This window comes from Gemmatimonadaceae bacterium, assembly GCA_030647905.1.
Lineage (GTDB): Bacteria > Gemmatimonadota > Gemmatimonadetes > Gemmatimonadales > Gemmatimonadaceae > UBA4720.
Genome location: JAUSJA010000026.1, coordinates 415,007 through 433,359 on the forward strand (window position 1 = coordinate 415,007; position 18,353 = coordinate 433,359).

Sequence of the window (18,353 nt, forward strand, 5' to 3'; positions counted from 1 at the left end):
TGATGCAGGCCAACTCGGCACTTCCAGTAGAACGGCTTCGTGAGTCGCTCTCGCAGGTCTATACGATCGACCGCGAGCTTGGCCGCGGCGGGATGGCTACTGTGTATCTCGCGCAGGACATCAAGCATGACCGGGTGGTCGCGCTCAAGGTGCTTCATCCGGATCTGGCGGCGTCACTTGGGCCTGATCGGTTTCTCCGCGAGATCCGCCTTGCTGCCCGTCTCAATCATCCGCACATCCTTCCGCTGTTCGACTCTGGCGACGCGGACGGCATGCTGTACTACGTCATGCCGTATGTAGAGGGCGAATCACTGCGCGAGCGGCTGGATCGCGAGCAGCAGCTTCCGGTGGAAGAGGCAGTGCATCACGGGCGAGCCATTGCGTCGGCGCTCGACTACGCGCACCGGCAGAACATCGTCCATCGGGACATCAAGCCCGAGAACGTGATGATTTACGAAGGCGAAGCAATGGTGATGGATTTCGGGATCGCCAAAGCCGTAAGCGCTGCCGGCTCCGAAACTCTCACGCAGACCGGGATGATGGTGGGTACGCCTGCGTACGTGAGCCCGGAGCAGGCGGCGGGGGAGACCAATCTCGACGGCCGGAGCGATCAGTACAGTCTCGCCTGCGTGATCTACGAGATGCTCTCCGGTGAGCGGCCGTTCAACGGCGCCTCCCCCCAGGCAATAATGGCGAAGCGGTTTTCCGAGACACCACGCCCGCTGCGCGCACTGCGCAGTGCGGTTCCGGAAAACGTCGAGAAGGCGGTAGCTCGCGCGATGGCGACCGAGGCTTCGGCTCGCTTCAACACCTCGGCGATGTTCGCACAGGCCCTTGCATCGGGCAGCCTCGTCACGCCCACCGACAGTCAGACCCTGCCCAAGACCGTGGTGTCGGCAGCGAAGTCGGTCGCCGTGCTTCCGTTCGCGAACATGAGCAACGACCCCGACAACGAGTACTTCACGGACGGGATGGCGGAAGAGATCATCAACGCCCTGACCAAGATTCAGTCGCTTCGCGTGGCGTCGAGAACTTCCTCGTTTGCGTTCAAGGGCAAGAACGAGGACATCGGCGAGATCGGCAAGAAGCTCAAGGTCTCCACGGTTCTCGAGGGCAGCGTCCGCAAGATGGGGAACAAGCTTCGCATCAGTGCGCAGCTAGTGAACGCCGCCGACGGTTCGAACCTCTGGTCAGAGCGGTACGACCGCGAGCTGGAAGATGTCTTCGCCATTCAGGACGACATTTCGCAGGCGATCGTAAAGGCGCTTCGTTTGATTCTCACCGAGGGTGAGAAGAAACAGATCGAGAAGGCGCGGGCGGTTAACGTACAGGCGTACGACTACTACCTCCGCGGCCGGCAGTACTTCCATCAGCTTCGCAGGAAGAGCCTCGAGTACGCAAAGCAGATGTTCAACAAGGCGATTGACATAGATCCCGACTACGCGCGCGCCCACGCTGGGGTCGCTGACTGCTACTCGCTGTTGTACACCTATTTCGACGCCCGCGAGTTCAACCTGAGACAGGCTGACATTGCGAGTAACAAAGCGCTCGACCTCGAGCCGGAACTGGCAGAAGCACATGTTGCACGAGGCCTTGCCGTTTCGCTCAGCAAGCACTTCGATGAAGCAGAGCGTGAGTTCGACACGGCGATGCGGCTCGATCCGAAGCTGTTCGAGGCCGCGTACTGGTTCGCGCGTTCACGCCTGTCGCAGGGCATGTACGAGGAAGCTGTGAAGCTGCTCGAACGCGCTGCGGCAATGCGGCCCGAAGATTATCAGACTGCGGGATTCCTCGGGCAGGCGCTCACCGCACTCGGCAAGCACGAGGAGGCGGCGGCGTCATACCGCAGACAGGTAAAGCTCATTGACGTGCATCTCGAGCTCAACCCCGACGATCCGCGAGCCTGCATACTTGGTGCTGTCGCCAACGCGATAATCAAGGACAAGGAGCGTGCGGTGCAGTTCGCGAAGCAGGCGATGCAGGTCGATCCTGACGATCCGATGCTGCTCTACAATGTCGCCTGCACGTATGCGCAACTCGGGATGCCCGAGGAGTCACTCGACGCCCTCGAGCGCTCGGTGGAGAAGGGATGGGGCGATCCCAACTGGATCGAGCACGACAGCGATCTCGACTCTATCCGGGATGCGCCGAGGTACAAGGCGATCGTTCAGGCGATGTAGGTTGGTATCAATTAGGTACTAATACCGGCAAACCAGTTCGCGTTCAGCTCTCCTGGCTCGAGGACCAGCACTGCCCCATACATCCCCGACGTGACCTGCTCGACGTCGTTGAGATGAGTGTGATAGATGAACGTTCCGGCGCGCGGCAATGTGAGCTTCGCCACGAACGAATCCTTCGGCGCCACCACCGGCGCCACATTCCCTGTGACACCGCTCCATCCAGCCACTCCATCGGAATAGCTCTCGAGCTCGATACCGTGCCAGTGGACCGACGTGCCGTTGTGCGCCCTGTTGAAGATCGTGATCTGCGTGGGCTCGTTGCGATGAAGAACGATCACCGCGCCGGGTGGCTCGACCGAATCGGCGGCGGGTGGCACCAAGCCGCGTTGCAGCACGTACGACATGGCCAGGGGCGTACGGCCGACACGCGGCCGCTCGTTCGCGAAGAGGCGGAGCTTTCGGATCTTGCCCTCTGCCGGTCGCGAAGCTATTCGTCCTGCCGGCTGGTTCACGGTAATGCCGAGCACGAGCCCGGCCATGTGCTTCATCGGATCGGCTTCGTGGACATGCTCGCCTCCGGTCCCATCCAGCCGCGCGCCGTCGACTACGTGAAAAGTCAGATGGCAGTGAAAGAGCCAGTTGCCGGGACGATCGGGACTAAACACCATCGCCATAGTCGAGCTGGGAGACATGTCTTCGGTCACCGCGAGACGGCGCTGCTCGGGACGATACAGCGTGTCGCGGAGATACGTGCCTCGTGAATCAACACGGAAATAGAATCCGTGCAGATGCATCGGATGAACCCTGCCGCTTCCGTTGAGAACGCGCCAGCGGAGACTGTCGCCAACGTTCGCCGAGATGCGCTCGGTGTATGGCCATGACTTTCCGTTGATTGCGAGGGCGTTTCGGTAATGGGTCGAGTCAACTTCGTCGCCCCAGATATTGATGACGAAAATTCGGTCGTCGGTGCGTCCGCCAGCCGGATCCACGACGAGCGCGGCGCTGAGCTGCTCCCGCTCGTGCTCATCGTGATTGATATTTCCGGGAACGGCGCTATAGAGATACGTGCCGGGCTCTCCAGCCGCGAACCGGAATGTTTGGCTTGCCCCAGGTGCCACGGGCGTGCTGTCCGGGGGATCGGGCCGAGTCACCATCCCGTGAATCCAGATTGTCGAATCCACGAGTGCATTCCGGACGGTCGCGACGATTGTGGTACCCACCGGAATCCGAATGAGCGGTCCCGGCACTTCAGGTGCCTTCCCTTCCTCGGCGAACGCGGCGACATCCGCCCACGGCCCGTCGTCCGCTTCGGGATACCAGCGCGCCATCCGGACGGCGAGGTTCACGGTAAGCGTGCCGTTCCTGAGAGTACCGGCGGGCACACAGTTGTCGTTGGCGCGAACCACAGGCAAGTCGGCGGATCGCGTTGCGTTTCCGATCGGGGTGACAGACCCCCAACCGGCCGAGGTACTGGCGAGACCCGCTGCAAGGACGGCGACTCGATGAGGCAACCGCAGCAGCATGAGGCAAGCCCGATGTTGTGAAGGCATCAATCTGTAGCCACATGGCACCTTTCGGCCACAGGGATCTTCCCGGCATTCCCACCATGTCCGCCAATGCGTTAGGATGGTGTACGCATCACCATTCAGACGCTTGAGACAGTGACCGATCTCGAAACAGCAATAAGCCACCGCCGGACCTTCGCCATCATCAGCCATCCGGACGCCGGCAAGACGACTCTCACCGAGAAGCTCCTTCTATACGGAGGCGCGATTCACCTCGCCGGCTCGGTGAAGGCCCGCCGTGCGGCGCGCCACGCCACGTCCGACTGGATGAAGCTGGAGCAGGAGCGCGGCATCTCGGTAACGTCGAGCGTGATGCAGTTCGAGTACGACGGATATCACGTGAATCTTCTCGACACGCCGGGCCACGAGGATTTCTCGGAGGACACCTATCGCACGCTCGTTGCCGCCGACAGCGCGGTGATGCTGCTCGACAACCGCCGCGGAGTCGAGGAGCGGACGCGGCAACTGTTCGAGGTCTGCAAGAAACGCCGGATTCCGATCTTCACGTTCGTCAACAAGTGCGACCGTGCGGGCGAGGATCCGCTCAAGCTGGTGAGCGACGTCGAGGCGGATCTCGGCATCAAGTGCCATCCGGTCACATGGCCGATCTTCCGCGACGGCATCTTCGTCGGTGTCTATGATCGCCGGCGCCAGCTGATCCACGTCTTCGAGCGCGACGAGGAACACGGCGCGACGCGGGCCGAAGTCAAGGTCGGCTCTCTCGACAGCGTCGAGCTCCACGACTTGCTTGGCGCTGAATCACATGCGCAGCTCGTGCACGACATCGCGCTGCTGGACGAAGCGGGACACCCATTCGATCACGCCGAGCTGCTGGCGGGAGAGCTGTCACCGATGTTCTTCGGAAGCGCGCTTACCAATTTCGGTCTCGAGCCCTTCCTCAGGGAATTTCTCGAGCTTGCGCCGCAGCCGCTGCCACGTGAATCCACGATGGGGCTGGTTCAGCCGACCGATCCTGCATTCACGGGTTTCGTTTTCAAGATCCAGGCGAACATGGACCCCAAGCACCGCGACCGCGTGGCATTCGTACGGGTGTGCTCGGGCAGATTCTTCGCTGGAATGCAGGTAAAGCAGGTCCGGACCGGCAAGGCGCTGCGGCTCTCGGCACCGCAGCAGTTCATGGCGCGCGAGCGGACCGCGATCGAGGAGGCGTGGCCAGGCGATGTCATCGGCGTAATGGATCGCGGCAGCCTGCGCATCGGCGATACACTCTCGGCCGATGGAGACCTCGAGTTCCAGGGTATTCCGCGGTTTCCTCCTGAGCACTTCGCGCGGGTGATCATCCGCGATCCGATGCGGCGAAAGCAGCTCGACACGGGACTTCGGCAGCTCACGGAAGAGGGAGCGGCGCAGGTATTCTTCACGTCGGGGACCGACACGACGAGCCCGACGCCTATCGTCGGCGCGATCGGGCTTCTCCAGTTCGACGTGATGGTGTTCCGGCTGGAGAACGAGTACGGAGTCCCTTGCAGACTCGAGCCGTTCGCCGGACGTTATCCCCGCTGGGTGATCGGTCCGGAAGAGGATATCGAGAGAGTTGCACGGGGACAGGGAACCACGCTTTTGTACGACGCGAAAGGACACCCGCTGCTTCTCTTCCAGGATGCGTGGGCGCTGAGATGGGCGCAGGACAGGGAGACGACCATCAGGTTCCTGGAGAATGCCCCCTAGCGGCGGGTCCGGTCGCAACAATTGAGCTGAAGAGTTCGTAGTGAGCAGCATTCACAACGGAGATTCAATGGCTGATACAGACGGTCGTCTTCGCCGCTCGCGCTCTGACAAGGTGATCGCCGGAGTTATCGGCGGGCTCGCCCGATATTTCGGATTCAATCCGACGCTGGCGCGCGTCCTTTACGTGATTCTCTCGGTGGTATCAGCGGCGTTCCCGGGAATTCTCGTCTACATCATCCTCTGGGTTATCATGCCCGAAGGCGAGTGACGCTGCTGGAGTCATGATGCGAGGTACACTGTAACCAGGCAGGCAGGGGAGGCGTAGGGAATCTCATGCAAGTCCCAACTGTACAGTCGCCTGTCGCGCCCGAGGCACCGCAGGCGCCGGTATCTGTGACATTCACCGGCGTTGACGGAGCCAAGCAGGTTCTGGCCGTTCCGCTGACAAGGCGAGCCATCGTCGATCTGCGAGCAAAGCGTTCGGAGCTGTCCAGCCAGCTAAATTCCGCGGAGGGCAGGCGCCACAGGCTTTCCGAGGAAATCAGGTCGGCACCTGCAGGTGCCAGCCGCACAGGACTCGAGGGACGGCTGGCGGTGCTCGACAAAAGAATCGTACAGCTTGAGTCGGATATTGCGGCAACCGGACAGCAGCTCTCTGCGGCTCCACGGGGTCTCATTGCAAGTACGGAGGCACCCAACATGAACGGCGACATTTCGGATAACGTAGCGGCAATCGCAGCGGCGTTCACCGTATTCGTATTGTTTCCGATCGCCATTGCCATCGCGCGTTTCATCTGGAAGCGGGCGGGAAAGGCACGGCCTCTGGCTCAGCTTCCGGAGGAAACCGGTCAGCGCCTCGAGCGGCTCGAGCAGGGGGTGGATGCGATTGCCATCGAGATCGAAAGGGTAGCCGAAGGCCAGCGCTTCGTTACGCGGCTTCTCTCAGAGGGGCAGTCGCCGGTGATAGCTCTTCAGCCGGCCCAGGGCGCGGACGAAGTCAGGGTGCAGTCAACGGGACAATAGCCAGCGGAGCACGGGCGCCCGCACCTCTCACAGCGCCGTGATGAATCGTTCGATGGACCTGTCGAACGTCTCCTCGAATGTGCGGTCGTTCTCGAATCGTCCCGCGCGCCACAAGAGTATCTGGCCATGAGCCAGCGCCCACAGATCGTGGGCCGCATACAGCGAATCGTCGGATGTCCCGTCCGCACTGTCCGACACACACTCGGCCACAGCGTTCCAGAGCTGGTTGAATACGGCCAGGCGATGTGCGGCGAAGTCGCGTGGAAAGCATCGCGCTGAGGGCCTCGGCTCGACGAACATCAGTCCAAAGAGACTTGGATGATCGGCCGCGAACCGGCGATACTGGCCGAGTATGCCGTGAATTACCCTGTGTGGGTCGCGGGAGTCGCTCGAGCGCAGGCGCCGGTCAAATTCGCTGAAGGCGCGGTCGGCGACCGCGTAGAGCAGCTCCTGCTTGTCGGCGAAATGGTGATATAGCGCGGGAGCGCTGACGCCGAGTGCGGCCCCGACCTTTCGCATGGAGAGGGCTCCGGTGCTGCCAAACTGTTCATAGGCAGCGTCGATTGCTTTCGTGCGGAGGTCCTTGATACCGTATTCCAATCGTTGGCTCCTGGGACGCATCTTAACAGCGTTAAGTATTTTATCTTAACGATGTTAAGAAAGGGGACTCAGGTCAATAGTAAAGCATGAAGACCAGGCCTGGTCCAACTCGCCCGATTCACGACTGTGGCGGCGCGATCCTGTTGATCTCCTCGAGATCCGCGTCGTCCATGGCCCAGTTGCATGCGTTGGCATTGGCGCGCACTTGCTCGGGTGACGTCGCGCCGGCGATCACTGCCGCAACCATCTCTCTCGAGAGAATCCACGAGAACGCCAGCTCGAGCAGCGTGTGGTGATGCGATTCCGCGAATGCGATCAGGCGCTCGACGATTGCCAGGTTTTGTTCCGTCAGCAGCTCGCCATGCCATCCCGATCCGATTCTGCTCCCCTCGGGAGCAGGCTGTCCCTGACGGTACTTGCCTGTAAGCAGGCCGTTTGCGAGAGGGAAGAAGGGAAGGAACGCCACTCCGGTGGCGGCGCACTCCTGTAGAACATCCCGCTCGGGCTCTCGATGAAAGAGGTTGTACTCGTTCTGGATGCTCACGAACTTCGCGGCATTCGGAGCCGTCGCGTTGTCCGCATCGCGCAGCTGCTCGACCGAAAAATTCGAGCAGCCGATCTCGCGCACTTTTCCCGCCTTGACCAGCTCATCGAGTACGCCGAGCGTATCGGCGATCGGAACCGAGGTGTCGGGAGTGTGAAGCTGGTAGAGATCTATGTAATCGGTCCCGAGTCTTCGCAGGCTGTCTTCCACGGCCTGTCGCACGTATTCGGGACGCGCGCCTTTGCGGTTCTCATCCACGGCCATTCCGAATTTTGTCGCGACGATGACGTGCTCCCGTTGCTTGCCGAGGGCCCGTCCGAGGAACTCTTCACTTCGGGTGCTGCCGTAGATGTCCGCCGTGTCGAAGAAATTGATTCCCGCGTCGAGCGCGGCACTCACTACCTTTGCGGTGGCGTCAGCATCGAGACGGCGGCCGAAGTTGTTGCAGCCGAGCCCGACGACGGATACGTCCAGTGCGCTGATTCGTCTTGTATTCATTGAAGAATCCCATAGCTAGTATCGGGCCGCGACCGGGGCCACCCGGGGAAACAGAAGAGTGAAAGAACGTCTGACTTTCATGTCGAAATCCCGTCGGATTTGCACAGCAGTGCTGGCGGCCGCAGTCGCGATCGGATGTGCGGCCTCGGCACGTCCGGCGACAGCGGTCAGCGACGAGGCGATCGCGCCGGGCATCGCTCTGGCTTCGTTCGACAGTCTCTGGAGCAAGGTGCGAGGAACGTACGTGGACACGGCGTTCGTTTCCACGACGTGGATGGCTGTGAGGGATTCGCTCCGCCCGCGGGCGGCGACAATCACGAGCCGAAACAGCCTCGCCCGTTTGTTCGCGGAGATGCTCCGGCATATTCCCGACTCACATTTCTACATTATCCCCGCGAGCGCGGCGACTGACGAGTCATCGGCGGGAGCGTCCGACGGCAAGGGGACGACGGGGCTTTCCGTGCGTCTCGCCAGCAATGGTGCGGTCGCGTGGAGAGTGGAGCCCGGGAGTGCGGCGGCCCGTGCGGGCATAGTGCCAGGGGAGATCGTGACGAGGGTCGGCGCAAAGGATGCGCGCTTGTCTGTCGCGCGCGTCAGGGCGCTGCCGGTCGCGGCGCAGCAGCGTGCGCTGTCGGAGCTGTTGCACGCGCTCAATGGCGCACTGTCGCGGGGTGTCGGCGATTCCGTGAGGGTCGAGGTCGCGAGTGGCGATCGCGGGTTGGTTGGTGTTCGCACTCTAGTGGCGGCTCCCGCGAAGGGCACCGTGTCGCAGTTCGGTAATCTTCCGCCGATCGCCGGCCTTGTGCGTACGGCGCGGATTCCGGTAGGCGGTTCCAGGTGCGTTGGGACAATCGCGTTCAACATCTGGCTGCCGGTGCTGGGGCCGGACCTGCAGCGCGCGGTGGACAGTGTAAGGTCGTGCGACGGCGTGATCGTGGACCTGCGCGGCAATCCCGGAGGTGTCGGCGCGATGGTGATGGGCTTCGGAGGATACTTCGTGGACTCGACACGTTCACTCGGCACGATGCGGACACGTCTGGTTTCGCTCGAATTCGTCATCAATCCGCGCAGATCGCGTGATGATGGCTCGCGTGTGGCGCCATTCATCGGCCCGCTGGCGATTCTCGTGGACCCGATGACCGCGAGCACATCCGAGATTTTCGCGACCGGAATGCAGCGGATTGCGCGAGCCCGCGTGTTCGGGGAACGAAGCGCCGGAGCGGCGCTTCCGGCCCTGATGGAACGGTTGCCGTCGGGCGACGTATTCGTTCATGCGGTGGCGGACTTCACCGATCCGTCGGGGCGGCGAATAGAGGGAGCCGGAGTGGTCCCCGACGAGCTGGTCCCGCTCACGCGGAAGGATCTCGCGGCGGGTAAGGACGCTCCGCTCGAGGCAGCGATCCGCTGGATCATTGCCGGCGGACGTAATGTTCCGGTGCCTGGGCGCTGAAAAAAAGATGGGCAGCACCAATCAGACGCTTAACTTTTACAAACCAACCCCGTATTCAGAGAGACACCATGATTCGAAATCCATTGCTCGCGTTTTTGCCGTTTGTTGCCATAGCCCAGGTTGCGGGGGCACAGCAGGCCGTGCTGCCACCGGCTGCTGGACTGCTCGCCAAGTATGGCACGGCGGTTGGAGCGCCGACATTCATCGGCGCCAGGTCCATCGTCACGAAGGGCGGTCTTTCCATGCCTGCGGCGGGGATAAACGCCACCTTCGAGATGACGCAGCTCGCTCCGAACCAGATGCAGATGGTCACCACGATCCCCGGCATGGGAATCGTCGAGGTCGGCTTCGACGGAATGACCGCCTGGGCGAGCGACCCCATGCAGGGTCCGCGGGTTCTTGCCGGCAAGGAGCTCGACCAGATGAAGGACGAGGCTGATCGCCGCGGCCTCGTGCGGTCGGCGGAAATGTTCGCCAAAATCGAGACCGTCGCCGATACGACCATGAACTCTGAGCACTGCTATCTCGTGAAGCTCACGTGGAAGTCTGGCCGCGAGACGTTCGACTGCTACAGCGCCGCGACGGGGCTGATGGTTGGATCGCGCAGTGTCCAGAAGACGGCGATGGGCGACATTCCGGTCATATCGTTGTTCAGCGACTACAAGAGGTTCGGTGACATTACCGTCGCGACGAAGACGGTACAGGAACTGATGGGTCAGCAGCAGATCCTGACGATCTCCTCGGTCGACGTGGGGACGGGCGTGGGGCTGACGATCACGCCTCCGGCGGCGGTGCAGGCGTTGGCGAAGCCCGCGAAATAGACTTTTCTTCTCGAAGGGTGCGAGACGCTTGAACACGAAGGAGAGAAACATGCCAGCGGACGTCGGAATCAGACCACCCGGATACAGGCTTCCGGAGTCAGCTCACATCCGGCGTGTTCGCCTGCAGGTAAGCGATCTGAACAGATCCATCGCGTATTACGAGAACGTGCTGGGGCTGCAGGTGCTGAAGCGATCGTCAGAAGGCGCTTCACTCGGACCGCGGGGTGAGGACAAGGTCATCCTCGAGCTCGTCGAGCTGCGCGGGGCGCGGGCGGTTCCGCGCCGCGACCAGTGACGATGCGCGCCTTCTCGACTGGGAGCTCATCGTGCCGGATACGGAAAGCGCAGAGTCCGCCGCGCGGAGCATTGAAGGTGCGGGCTTCCCGGTGGAGCGACGCGGTGGTGAGAGAGAGGCGAGCGATCCCTGGGGGATCAGGGTGCGGGTCCGATCCACGGCGTAGAGTGAAGCGCTAGTCGTTTTCTCCGCGGGCAGCTTCGAGAAGATCGACGAGCGCTTTCAGGTTCTTCTTCTTCATGTGACCGAGCTGCGCGACATGCATCTCCGTCATCGGGGCATCGAGCTCGTGAACCAGCTCGATGCCCTTTTTCGTGATGCGGGCATTGACCACTCGCCTGTCGGTGGACCAGCGGCCCCTCGTCACCAGCCCCCGTTTCTCCATCCGGTCGAGGAGACGCGTCACGTCCGGATCCCGCGTTACGAGGCGGTCGCCGACTTCGCTGCAGGGAAGGCCGCTCTCGTCCGCACCCCGGAGAATTCGCAGGATGTTGTACTGCGGCGGTGAGAGATCGTATGGCCGGAGCACCGATGACGTCCCTTGCCTGAGCGCTGCCGCCGTGCGCATAACGTTGAGCACGACTTCCTGCTCCAGCGTAGCGAACGGTTTTCGCTGTTTCAGCTCCTTCTGCAGATGTCCCGTCATGTCTTCGGGATGCGTCCCCAGGCGTTGACGATCGCCTCGCCCATCCGCGCGATAGTCAGATGCGCTTCGGCGTCAACGACGTAGCGCATGTCCTTGTTCTCCTTCGTCAGCACGCAGGCGATGATCCTGTTGCGGAGATAGAAGAGAGAGCATTCAGCACGAACCTGATCCGTCTCGCCACTTTTGTGGGCGGCGCGTACCCCGTAGTTGAACCGTTGCAGCTTCTCGTTGTTCTCGTTGTGCTCGAGGATGTCGAGCATCACCGAATCCGCCGACGGATTCACCGCCTTGCCCATCGCCATCAGTTCGAACAGGCGCGCCATCTCATTGGGCGTGGTGACTCCGAGGCCGTATTTCACCGAGCTGTCCATCACGACGCTGGCGATGCGCAGGAACGACTTTGAGTGGACCTTCGTGTTGTGAAGGCCCAGCGAATCCATCTTGTTCCAGACGCGCCGAATGATGATGCGGTCGAGGAGAAGATTCGTCGCGGTGTTGTCGCTGATCGTAGTCATCAGCCATGCGGCATCCTGCACGGTGAGAATGATTCCGTTGTGCAGATACTGGGTGATCCCCGAGCCCGGCACCTGATCGATCCTCAGAACAGTGAGCGGATCGGACAGAGAGAGCTGTCCCTTCGCGACGAGGTCGTAGACGGTGATGAGGATCGCGACCTTGATCAGGCTGGCGGTCGGAAATGTCTCGTCGCCGCGGCGGCTCATTCGCACGCCGTTCTCCATGTCTATGACACTGTATCCGACGACGCCGTGATGCGCATCGGCGATGGAGTCGAGCTTGTGACGAAGGGCTGCGGTATTGGCGCGCACCGGCGCCGGGCGCTGGGCGGTGGTGTTCTGGGCAGCGGTGGCACGCGTACAGCCGAGCGCCGCCATGACGAGCATGGCGCGCGCGGCCACACGGATGATGGACGCTGGTTTAGGTGCCGTCACCCCGGATCAGCCGAGCGGCACACAGCCGGACGCTTTCTGCTCCGGGGTCAGCACGGCGAGGATCTGATCGTGCAGCGTTTTGCGCGCGGCGGCGAGCCGTGCGGCGGCAGGAGCCGCCTTCGCCATAATCGCGGCGACCTCGTCGCGGGACTTTCCGGCCCTGATAGCCACCTGCGCTTCGTCCATTGCCGCCTTCATAGTTTCGAGATCGGCCTTGTTCTTCTCCTGGAAGGCGCTCTCGAGCGAGCGGATCTGCGCCTTCTGCGCGTCGGTGAGCGGCGGGAATTGCTCCGCTTTGCAGGCGCGTGGAGAATGGGCGGCGACCCATGCGCGCTGTTCAGGAGTCAGCACTGCATCGATGTCGCTCTTGAGCTTCGATTCCGCGGCGGCGAGACGGGCGCGAATGTCGGCACCTCTGGAGAGGATCGCGTTCACCTGATTCCGGCTTTTCTTCGCTTCGATGGCGCTGCGGGCCTCGCGAAGAATGGCGCCGAGTGCTTCGCGGTCCGATCTGGTCGCCTGCTCGAACGCCTGAACGAGCGCCTTGATGCGTGCCTGCTGGTCCGATGTCAGCCTGATCTCATCGGGCAGCCCGTTCGCGAGCCGATTCTGGTAGGTGTCGGCGTCGTAGCCACCGGCAATGGTCAGGGCGGTTCCGAATGCCCCCGCGCCGATAGTAAGGTTGGGGGTAGCAGGTCCGGTCGAATCCTTCGAGCAAGCCGTGACGAACAGCGCGGCGAATGCGGCAATGGCGATCCTGCGCATCGAGTCTCCTGAGTGTTGGGTCTCTTTCCGGTGCCAGTTGGACGAGCGACCCGTCCAGTACGTTAAGACAAGACGGATGATTCCGCATCCGGCGGCACGGTATCCGCGTACAATTTGCCTCTATTCCGACGCAAGTCGGAGCAACAAGGATCTCATCTGCGGAAGCCCTGGGGGTTGCAATGTCCGGGAATCGATCGAGTCGTACGGTAGCAGTCGCGGCGCTGGGCCTGATGCTCGCATTCTCCGCCTGCTCGAAGAAAGAAGCCGGTTACAGCGACACCGGCATGTCGGCAGCTGATACGGGAATGAAGGCGGGGACGTCCGATACTGGAATGGCACCGGCACCGGCACCGGCGCCAGCACTCAGCGACGCAAACATCGTCTACATCCTGGACAACGCGCACATGCTGGACAGTGCCGCGGGATCCGTCGCGGCAGCGAAGGGAACGAGCACGGACGTGCGTGATTTCGGGAACATGATGATGCGGGACCACCACCAGCTCAGACAGCAGGGACAGGATCTCGCGAAGAAGCTGGGCATTACCCCTGAAGCGCCGGCGAACGACGAGCGCAAGGCGCAGCTGGATCGCACGATGACGCTTCTGAATGGAGCGGCCAGGGGCAAGGACTTCGACAAGGCGTACATACACAACGAAGTGACCTACCACAAGGCCGTGCTGGAGACCGTGACTGCCGCGATGGGCGCGGCACAAAACGCCGAGCTCAAGAATCTGATTCAGAAGGCTGCACCGGCGATTCTGGCGCATCTCGATCGGGCACAGGCGATCCAGAGCAAGATGCAGTAGCGGGTGCGCGGCAGGCATTCAACGACTCCGAATCCTCTGACGCCGGAGGTGCTCCTAATGTTAACATTTGCACCCCGTATCAATTAACCCGGCACATCGGTCAGCCATGTCAAACGGAAGATATTCCGCCGCATTCGCATTCCTTTCACTGGCGGCACTGTTTGCCGTCGTCCCTCCGCAGCCAGCATCTGCACAGTCGGCGAAGAAAGCGATGGAGAAGTCGGCTCCGAAGACTGCGTTCAACGCGGCGAGCTATGACTCTGCGATGCTTTCCGAGTTTGCGTGGCGTCCAATCGGGCCGGCGGTGACGAGCGGGCGGGTAGTGGATCTAGCTGTGGCGGAGGGGCCCGAGTCGAGAATCGGCAACCGGCTGGGCAAGCTCATGTATGCGGCGGCCGCGTCGGGAGGAGTCTGGAAATCCACCAATGCAGGGACGACGTGGGAGCCGGTGTTCGACAATCAGGGCACGTCTTCGATCGGCGACATCGTGCTGGCGCCATCCAATCCCGAAATCGTCTGGGTCGGAACGGGCGAGGCGAACAATCAGCGCAGCTCGTCGTGGGGCGACGGCGTGTACAAGTCCGAGAATGGCGGGCGCACATGGCAGCACATGGGACTGCGCGCGTCGCAGCACATCGGGCGTGTCGTCGTGCATCCGACGAATGCGAACATTGTCTACGTCGCGGCAGTTGGTCCGTTGTGGACGGACGGCGGTGAGCGCGGGGTCTACAAGACCACCAATGGCGGGAAGACGTGGAAGGTGGTGCTCACCATCAGCCCGCACACGGGTGTGACGGACATCATCATGGATCCCACGGATTCGAACGTTCTCTATGCGGCAGCGCTCCAGAGACAGCGCAAGGCGTACAGCTTCGTGGGTGGCGGACCGGAGAGCGGCATCTACAAGTCCATTGATGCCGGCGAGACGTGGACGAAGCTCACGGAAGGCCTCCCGAAAGGGGACATCGGCCGTATCGGGCTCGACGTGAGCCGTTCGCAGCCGCGTACGCTCTACGCGACACTCGAGACCAAGACCACGGAGGTGTACCGCTCCGACGATTACGGTGCGAGCTGGACGAAGAAGGGGACGTACTTCCAGTTCCCATGGTATATGGCGCAGGTCCGGGTGGATCCGAAGAATCCCGACCGTCTGTACGAGCTTGGCGTTCCGTTGTTCGTGTCGGAGGATGGCGGGCAGACGAGCCATGCAATCGGGCAGTCCGCGCATGTGGACTACCATGCAATGTGGATCGACCCGATGGATCCGGATCATTTCGTCGTCGGCAACGACGGCGGCGTCTACATCAGTTACGACCGTGGGCAGACAATGGACTTCGTCAGCAATCTGCCGATCGCGCAGTACTACGCGATCGACGTGGACAACCGCCAGCCGTTCTACTACGTGTACGGCGGGCTTCAGGACAACAACAGCTGGGCCGGCCCGAGCCAGACGCGCAACCGCCAGGGCATCACGAACAGCGACTGGTACGTAACGGTCGGCGGCGATGGGTTCTATTCCGCGGTGGATCCGACGGATCCAAACACCGTGTACGCGGAATCGCAGAACGGTGGCATCATCCGCTACGACGTCAAGACAGGCGAGCAGAAGAGCATTCAACCGCAGGCGAAGTTTGGCGCGCAGAACCTGCGCTACAACTGGAGCGTTCCGATCGTCATCTCGCCGCACGATCACAACACGGTTTACTTCGGCGCCCAGTATGTCTTCCGGAGCCCGAACCGCGGCGATTCATGGGAGCAGCTGGGCGGCGATCTCACGCGAGCGCTCGATCGCGACAAGCTTCCGCTGATGGGCAAGGTCTGGGGGAAGGATGCTGTTGCGCGCCATGCCGGCACCGCCGACTTCGGCAACATCAGCACGATGGACGAATCGCCGCTCAGAAAGGGACTGCTCTACGTCGGCACCGACGACGGCCTGATACAGGTGTCGCGCGACGGTGGAGCGACGTGGATGAAGATTGACAAATTCCCGGGCGTGCCCGACATGACGTACGTAAGCCGCGTGGTCGCATCGTCGCATGATGAAGGAACCGTGTACGCTACCTTCGACGGACATCGCAGCAATGACTTCAAGACGTACGTTCTGAAGAGCGCCGACTACGGGAAGACATGGGCCTCGATCACGTCGAACCTGCCGGTATCTTCAGTGCAGGTGATCCGCGAGCATCCTCGCGCGCCGTCACTGCTTTTTGTCGGAAACGAGATCGGCGCGTTCTACTCGTCTGACGGTGGACGGAGCTGGTCGAAGCTTCAGTACAACCTGCCGACAGTTCCGGTGCATGACATCAGGATCCATGCACGCGAAAATGATCTCGTGGTCGGTACGCACGGCCGGGGAATTCTCATCATGGATGACATCACGCCTTTGGAGCACCTGGCCGAAGCGGATCGCGCTTCGACGATGTACCTGTTTCCGGTGAAGCCCGTGACTCTGTTCAACTACAACAGCTCCTTCCCGGGTGGTGCCCGCGGCGCGGGCGCACTCGGGGAGCGTTCCTTCAGCGCTCCCAATCCGCCTTACGGCGCGCGATTCACTTATTACCTGAAGGACAGTATCCCGAAAGGTCGCGCACTGACGCTCGCGATCTCCGATTCGGCCAACAAGCGGATTCGCGATCTCGCCGTGGACAGCATGCCAGGGTTGCACCGGGCGACGTGGGACCTGAGACTTGCCGCGCCGTATTTCAATCCGCGCCCGCAAGGCAACCGCGGGCAGCCGACGGGATCGTTCGTGCTCCCGGGCAGATACACTGCGAAGCTGATGCTGAGCGGAAAGGACAGCGTCATGGCATCGTCGCTGGAAACGGCGGTAGTCGTCAATCCGGATCCGCTCGTTCAGCTGACGGCCGAGCAGTATGGCGCTCTGCATGCGACGCGCGTCAGCGCGGCCGAGCAGCAGGCGCGTGTGCAGGCGGTGGTGAGATCGGCAGAGCTTCTGAAGGATCAGATGACGGAAGTGAAGAATGCGCTGAAGAATCTCGCTGGCGCCGACAGTCTATCGAAGCAGGCCAACGCGATCGACAAGGAGGTGGACGACATCCTGAAGAAGGTTCGCGGCGCGCAGGGCAGCGGCGAGCAGAACGACGCCGACGACAAGAGTCGATTCACTCCATCCATTCAGGATCGAGTGAATCGGGTCGCCGGCGAGATCGGCGACGTGACGTCACCACCGACGCAGCTTCAGCGCGAGACGCTCGACACGGCGATGAAGGACCTCGAGCGCGAGGTAGCGCGACTGAACACGCTGCTCACCGCTCGCGTGCCGGCTCTCAACCGCGGGCTCGATGCGGTGGGGGTACCATGGACAGTGGGACGTCCGGTCCGCTGACGACCGAACCGGCAGCGGGAGGCGATCGCATGCGGCTCGAGGATCTCCAGACTCCCTGTCTTGTTCTCGACAGGGGGGTTCTCGAACGGAACCTGAAGCGGATGAGCGCGACCGTCCGGAGGCATGGTGTGTCGCTGCGCCCGCATCTGAAGACGGCGAAGTCCGCCGATGTCGCGCGAATGGCGGTGGAAGGCGAAGCGGGGGGCATCACCGTTTCGACGCTGGCCGAAGCGGAGTATTTCGCGGATCGCGGATTCGGCGACATCCTCGTTGCCGCGGCGCTTCCTCCGCAGAAACTCGACCGTGCGGCGGCGATCGCCGCGCGGGGCGTCGTGATGACGCTCATCACGGACGACGTCGCAGGCGCGGTGGCGATCGCGAATCATCGTGCGTCGTTCAGGGCTCTGATCGAGCTCGACTCCGGTGACCGTCGCGCCGGAGTGGATGCTTCGAGCCTCGCACTCCTCGAGATCGGACGGGCGCTTCAATCCAAGCTCGCCGGCGTGATGACTCATGCCGGGCACTCTTACGGATGTCGCACTATCCAGTGCATCAAGGACATCGCCGAGGATGAGCGGCGGACGGTAGTAACCGCCGCGGAGCGATTGCGCGAAGCTGGCATGCGCTGCGAAGTGGTGTCTGTCGGATCCACGCCGACGATAACGCACGCTGATCGCCTCGATGGAGTGACCGAGGCGCGGCCGGGCGTTTACATGTTCCAGGATCTTTTTCAGGCGGAGATCGGGTCGTGTCGCAGGGAGGATATTGCGATTACCGTGCTCGCGTCCGTCATTGGCAGAGAGCCCGACGAGAACCGCTTCATCGTGGACGCCGGTGCGCTCGCGCTATCCAAGGACAGGAGCACGCAGGCGACAGCGCACGACGCTCGATATGGTCAGGTCTGGGACGTGGACGGGCGACCATCGTTCGGGAATTGTCTCGTCGAGCTAGCGTACCAGGAGCATGGAGTGGCCGTAGGTGCGGATCCTCTGCCGTTCAGCGAGCTGCAGCTCGGCGCGAAGGTGCGCATAGGCCCGAACCATGCATGCATCACCGCAGCGGCGTATGACAGTTACTACGTCGTGGACGGCGGCACCGAGGTCGTCGCGGTGTGGGATCGGGTGAACGGCTGGTAGCGGTGGTTCCACTTCGACGTGCCCGCGGCTATACAGAGA

At 62.1% G+C, this 18,353-nt stretch carries 16 protein-coding genes; 10 read left to right on the forward strand and 6 right to left on the reverse strand.

The window, feature by feature from the left end; genetic code table 11:
- Window positions 1-2 precede the first annotated feature (2 nt).
- On the forward strand, window positions 3-2,180 hold the full coding sequence (locus Q7S20_08160) for a protein kinase (protein ID MDO8501803.1): 2,178 nt from the start codon (window positions 3-5) through the stop codon (window positions 2,178-2,180).
- Between the two features lie 11 nt (window positions 2,181-2,191).
- Here Q7S20_08160 and Q7S20_08165 read toward each other — a convergent pair whose 3' ends face one another.
- Window positions 2,192-3,586: a multicopper oxidase domain-containing protein gene (locus Q7S20_08165; protein MDO8501804.1), complete on the reverse strand. Its 1,395-nt coding sequence runs from the start codon at window positions 3,584-3,586 to the stop codon at window positions 2,192-2,194.
- Window positions 3,587-3,841: 255 nt separating this feature from the next.
- Between Q7S20_08165 and Q7S20_08170 the strand changes: the two genes are divergently transcribed.
- From Q7S20_08170 to Q7S20_08180, 3 genes are all read left to right on the forward strand, one after another.
- A complete protein-coding gene (locus Q7S20_08170; GenBank protein MDO8501805.1) occupies window positions 3,842-5,434 on the forward strand; it encodes a peptide chain release factor 3 in 1,593 nt (530 codons plus the stop codon).
- Window positions 5,435-5,501: 67 nt separating this feature from the next.
- Window positions 5,502-5,702, forward strand: coding sequence for a PspC domain-containing protein (locus tag Q7S20_08175; GenBank protein ID MDO8501806.1), 201 nt, complete (start codon window positions 5,502-5,504; stop codon window positions 5,700-5,702).
- Window positions 5,703-5,767: 65 nt separating this feature from the next.
- The gene (locus Q7S20_08180; GenBank protein ID MDO8501807.1) at window positions 5,768-6,457 is read left to right on the forward strand and encodes a hypothetical protein; all 690 of its coding nucleotides are present in this window, start codon (window positions 5,768-5,770) and stop codon (window positions 6,455-6,457) included.
- A gap of 27 nt (window positions 6,458-6,484) precedes the next feature.
- On the opposite strand, the gene Q7S20_08185 is transcribed toward Q7S20_08180, so the two are convergent.
- Window positions 6,485-7,078: a TetR/AcrR family transcriptional regulator gene (locus Q7S20_08185; protein MDO8501808.1), complete on the reverse strand. Its 594-nt coding sequence runs from the start codon at window positions 7,076-7,078 to the stop codon at window positions 6,485-6,487.
- Window positions 7,079-7,175: 97 nt separating this feature from the next.
- Window positions 7,176-8,099, reverse strand: coding sequence for an aldo/keto reductase (locus Q7S20_08190; protein ID MDO8501809.1), 924 nt, complete (start codon window positions 8,097-8,099; stop codon window positions 7,176-7,178).
- Between the two features lie 109 nt (window positions 8,100-8,208).
- On the opposite strand from Q7S20_08190, the gene Q7S20_08195 reads away from it, so the two are divergent.
- The 3 genes from Q7S20_08195 to Q7S20_08205 all read left to right on the forward strand — a co-directional run bounded on the left by Q7S20_08195 (window position 8,209) and on the right by Q7S20_08205 (window position 10,665).
- Window positions 8,209-9,549 (forward strand): S41 family peptidase, encoded by a 1,341-nt coding sequence (locus Q7S20_08195; GenBank protein MDO8501810.1) that lies wholly within the window; start codon window positions 8,209-8,211, stop codon window positions 9,547-9,549.
- A gap of 68 nt (window positions 9,550-9,617) precedes the next feature.
- Window positions 9,618-10,370: a hypothetical protein gene (locus Q7S20_08200; protein MDO8501811.1), complete on the forward strand. Its 753-nt coding sequence runs from the start codon at window positions 9,618-9,620 to the stop codon at window positions 10,368-10,370.
- A 49-nt stretch (window positions 10,371-10,419) separates the two neighbouring features.
- Window positions 10,420-10,665 carry a VOC family protein gene (locus Q7S20_08205; GenBank protein ID MDO8501812.1) on the forward strand — a complete coding sequence of 82 codons (246 nt, stop codon included), beginning with the start codon at window positions 10,420-10,422 and terminating at the stop codon, window positions 10,663-10,665.
- 175 nt (window positions 10,666-10,840) lie between these two features.
- Here Q7S20_08205 and Q7S20_08210 read toward each other — a convergent pair whose 3' ends face one another.
- The 3 genes from Q7S20_08210 to Q7S20_08220 are packed head-to-tail and all read right to left on the reverse strand — an operon-like array spanning window position 10,841 to window position 13,026.
- Window positions 10,841-11,311 carry a MarR family transcriptional regulator gene (locus tag Q7S20_08210; protein ID MDO8501813.1) on the reverse strand — a complete coding sequence of 157 codons (471 nt, stop codon included), beginning with the start codon at window positions 11,309-11,311 and terminating at the stop codon, window positions 10,841-10,843.
- The gene (locus tag Q7S20_08215; protein ID MDO8501814.1) at window positions 11,308-12,261 is read right to left on the reverse strand and encodes a serine hydrolase; all 954 of its coding nucleotides are present in this window, start codon (window positions 12,259-12,261) and stop codon (window positions 11,308-11,310) included. The genes Q7S20_08210 and Q7S20_08215 overlap by 4 nt, the downstream gene beginning before the upstream one ends.
- A 6-nt stretch (window positions 12,262-12,267) precedes the next feature.
- The gene (locus tag Q7S20_08220) at window positions 12,268-13,026 is read right to left on the reverse strand and encodes a Spy/CpxP family protein refolding chaperone (GenBank protein ID MDO8501815.1); all 759 of its coding nucleotides are present in this window, start codon (window positions 13,024-13,026) and stop codon (window positions 12,268-12,270) included.
- A 179-nt stretch (window positions 13,027-13,205) separates the two neighbouring features.
- Here Q7S20_08220 and Q7S20_08225 point away from each other — a divergent pair, with 179 nt between their 5' ends.
- The 3 genes from Q7S20_08225 to Q7S20_08235 all read left to right on the forward strand — a co-directional run bounded on the left by Q7S20_08225 (window position 13,206) and on the right by Q7S20_08235 (window position 18,314).
- Window positions 13,206-13,832 carry a DUF4142 domain-containing protein gene (locus Q7S20_08225; protein ID MDO8501816.1) on the forward strand — a complete coding sequence of 209 codons (627 nt, stop codon included), beginning with the start codon at window positions 13,206-13,208 and terminating at the stop codon, window positions 13,830-13,832.
- 106 nt (window positions 13,833-13,938) lie between these two features.
- Entirely contained in the window at window positions 13,939-17,178 is a 3,240-nt protein-coding gene (locus Q7S20_08230) for a hypothetical protein (protein ID MDO8501817.1), read from the forward strand.
- On the forward strand, window positions 17,151-18,314 hold the full coding sequence (locus tag Q7S20_08235; GenBank protein ID MDO8501818.1) for an alanine racemase: 1,164 nt from the start codon (window positions 17,151-17,153) through the stop codon (window positions 18,312-18,314). Before Q7S20_08230 ends, Q7S20_08235 begins: the two co-directional genes overlap by 28 nt.
- Window positions 18,315-18,353: the final 39 nt, after the last annotated feature.

What these genes read in the sequence shown, in the direction of transcription:
- Q7S20_08180 (MDO8501807.1), top strand. Translation starts at nt 5,768, where the DNA reads ATGCAAGTCCCAACTGTACAGTCGCCTGTCGCGCCCGAGGCACCGCAG.
- Q7S20_08230 (MDO8501817.1), top strand. Translation starts at nt 13,939, where the DNA reads ATGTCAAACGGAAGATATTCCGCCGCATTCGCATTCCTTTCACTGGCG.
- Q7S20_08175 (MDO8501806.1), top strand. Translation starts at nt 5,502, where the DNA reads ATGGCTGATACAGACGGTCGTCTTCGCCGCTCGCGCTCTGACAAGGTG.
- Q7S20_08200 (MDO8501811.1), top strand. Translation starts at nt 9,618, where the DNA reads ATGATTCGAAATCCATTGCTCGCGTTTTTGCCGTTTGTTGCCATAGCC.
- Q7S20_08235 (MDO8501818.1), top strand. Translation starts at nt 17,151, where the DNA reads ATGGACAGTGGGACGTCCGGTCCGCTGACGACCGAACCGGCAGCGGGA.
- Q7S20_08210 (MDO8501813.1), bottom strand. Translation starts at nt 11,311, where the DNA reads ATGACGGGACATCTGCAGAAGGAGCTGAAACAGCGAAAACCGTTCGCT.
- Q7S20_08160 (MDO8501803.1), top strand. Translation starts at nt 3, where the DNA reads ATGCAGGCCAACTCGGCACTTCCAGTAGAACGGCTTCGTGAGTCGCTC.
- Q7S20_08220 (MDO8501815.1), bottom strand. Translation starts at nt 13,026, where the DNA reads ATGCGCAGGATCGCCATTGCCGCATTCGCCGCGCTGTTCGTCACGGCT.
- Q7S20_08225 (MDO8501816.1), top strand. Translation starts at nt 13,206, where the DNA reads ATGTCCGGGAATCGATCGAGTCGTACGGTAGCAGTCGCGGCGCTGGGC.
- Q7S20_08190 (MDO8501809.1), bottom strand. Translation starts at nt 8,099, where the DNA reads ATGAATACAAGACGAATCAGCGCACTGGACGTATCCGTCGTCGGGCTC.
- Q7S20_08205 (MDO8501812.1), top strand. Translation starts at nt 10,420, where the DNA reads ATGCCAGCGGACGTCGGAATCAGACCACCCGGATACAGGCTTCCGGAG.
- Q7S20_08185 (MDO8501808.1), bottom strand. Translation starts at nt 7,078, where the DNA reads ATGCGTCCCAGGAGCCAACGATTGGAATACGGTATCAAGGACCTCCGC.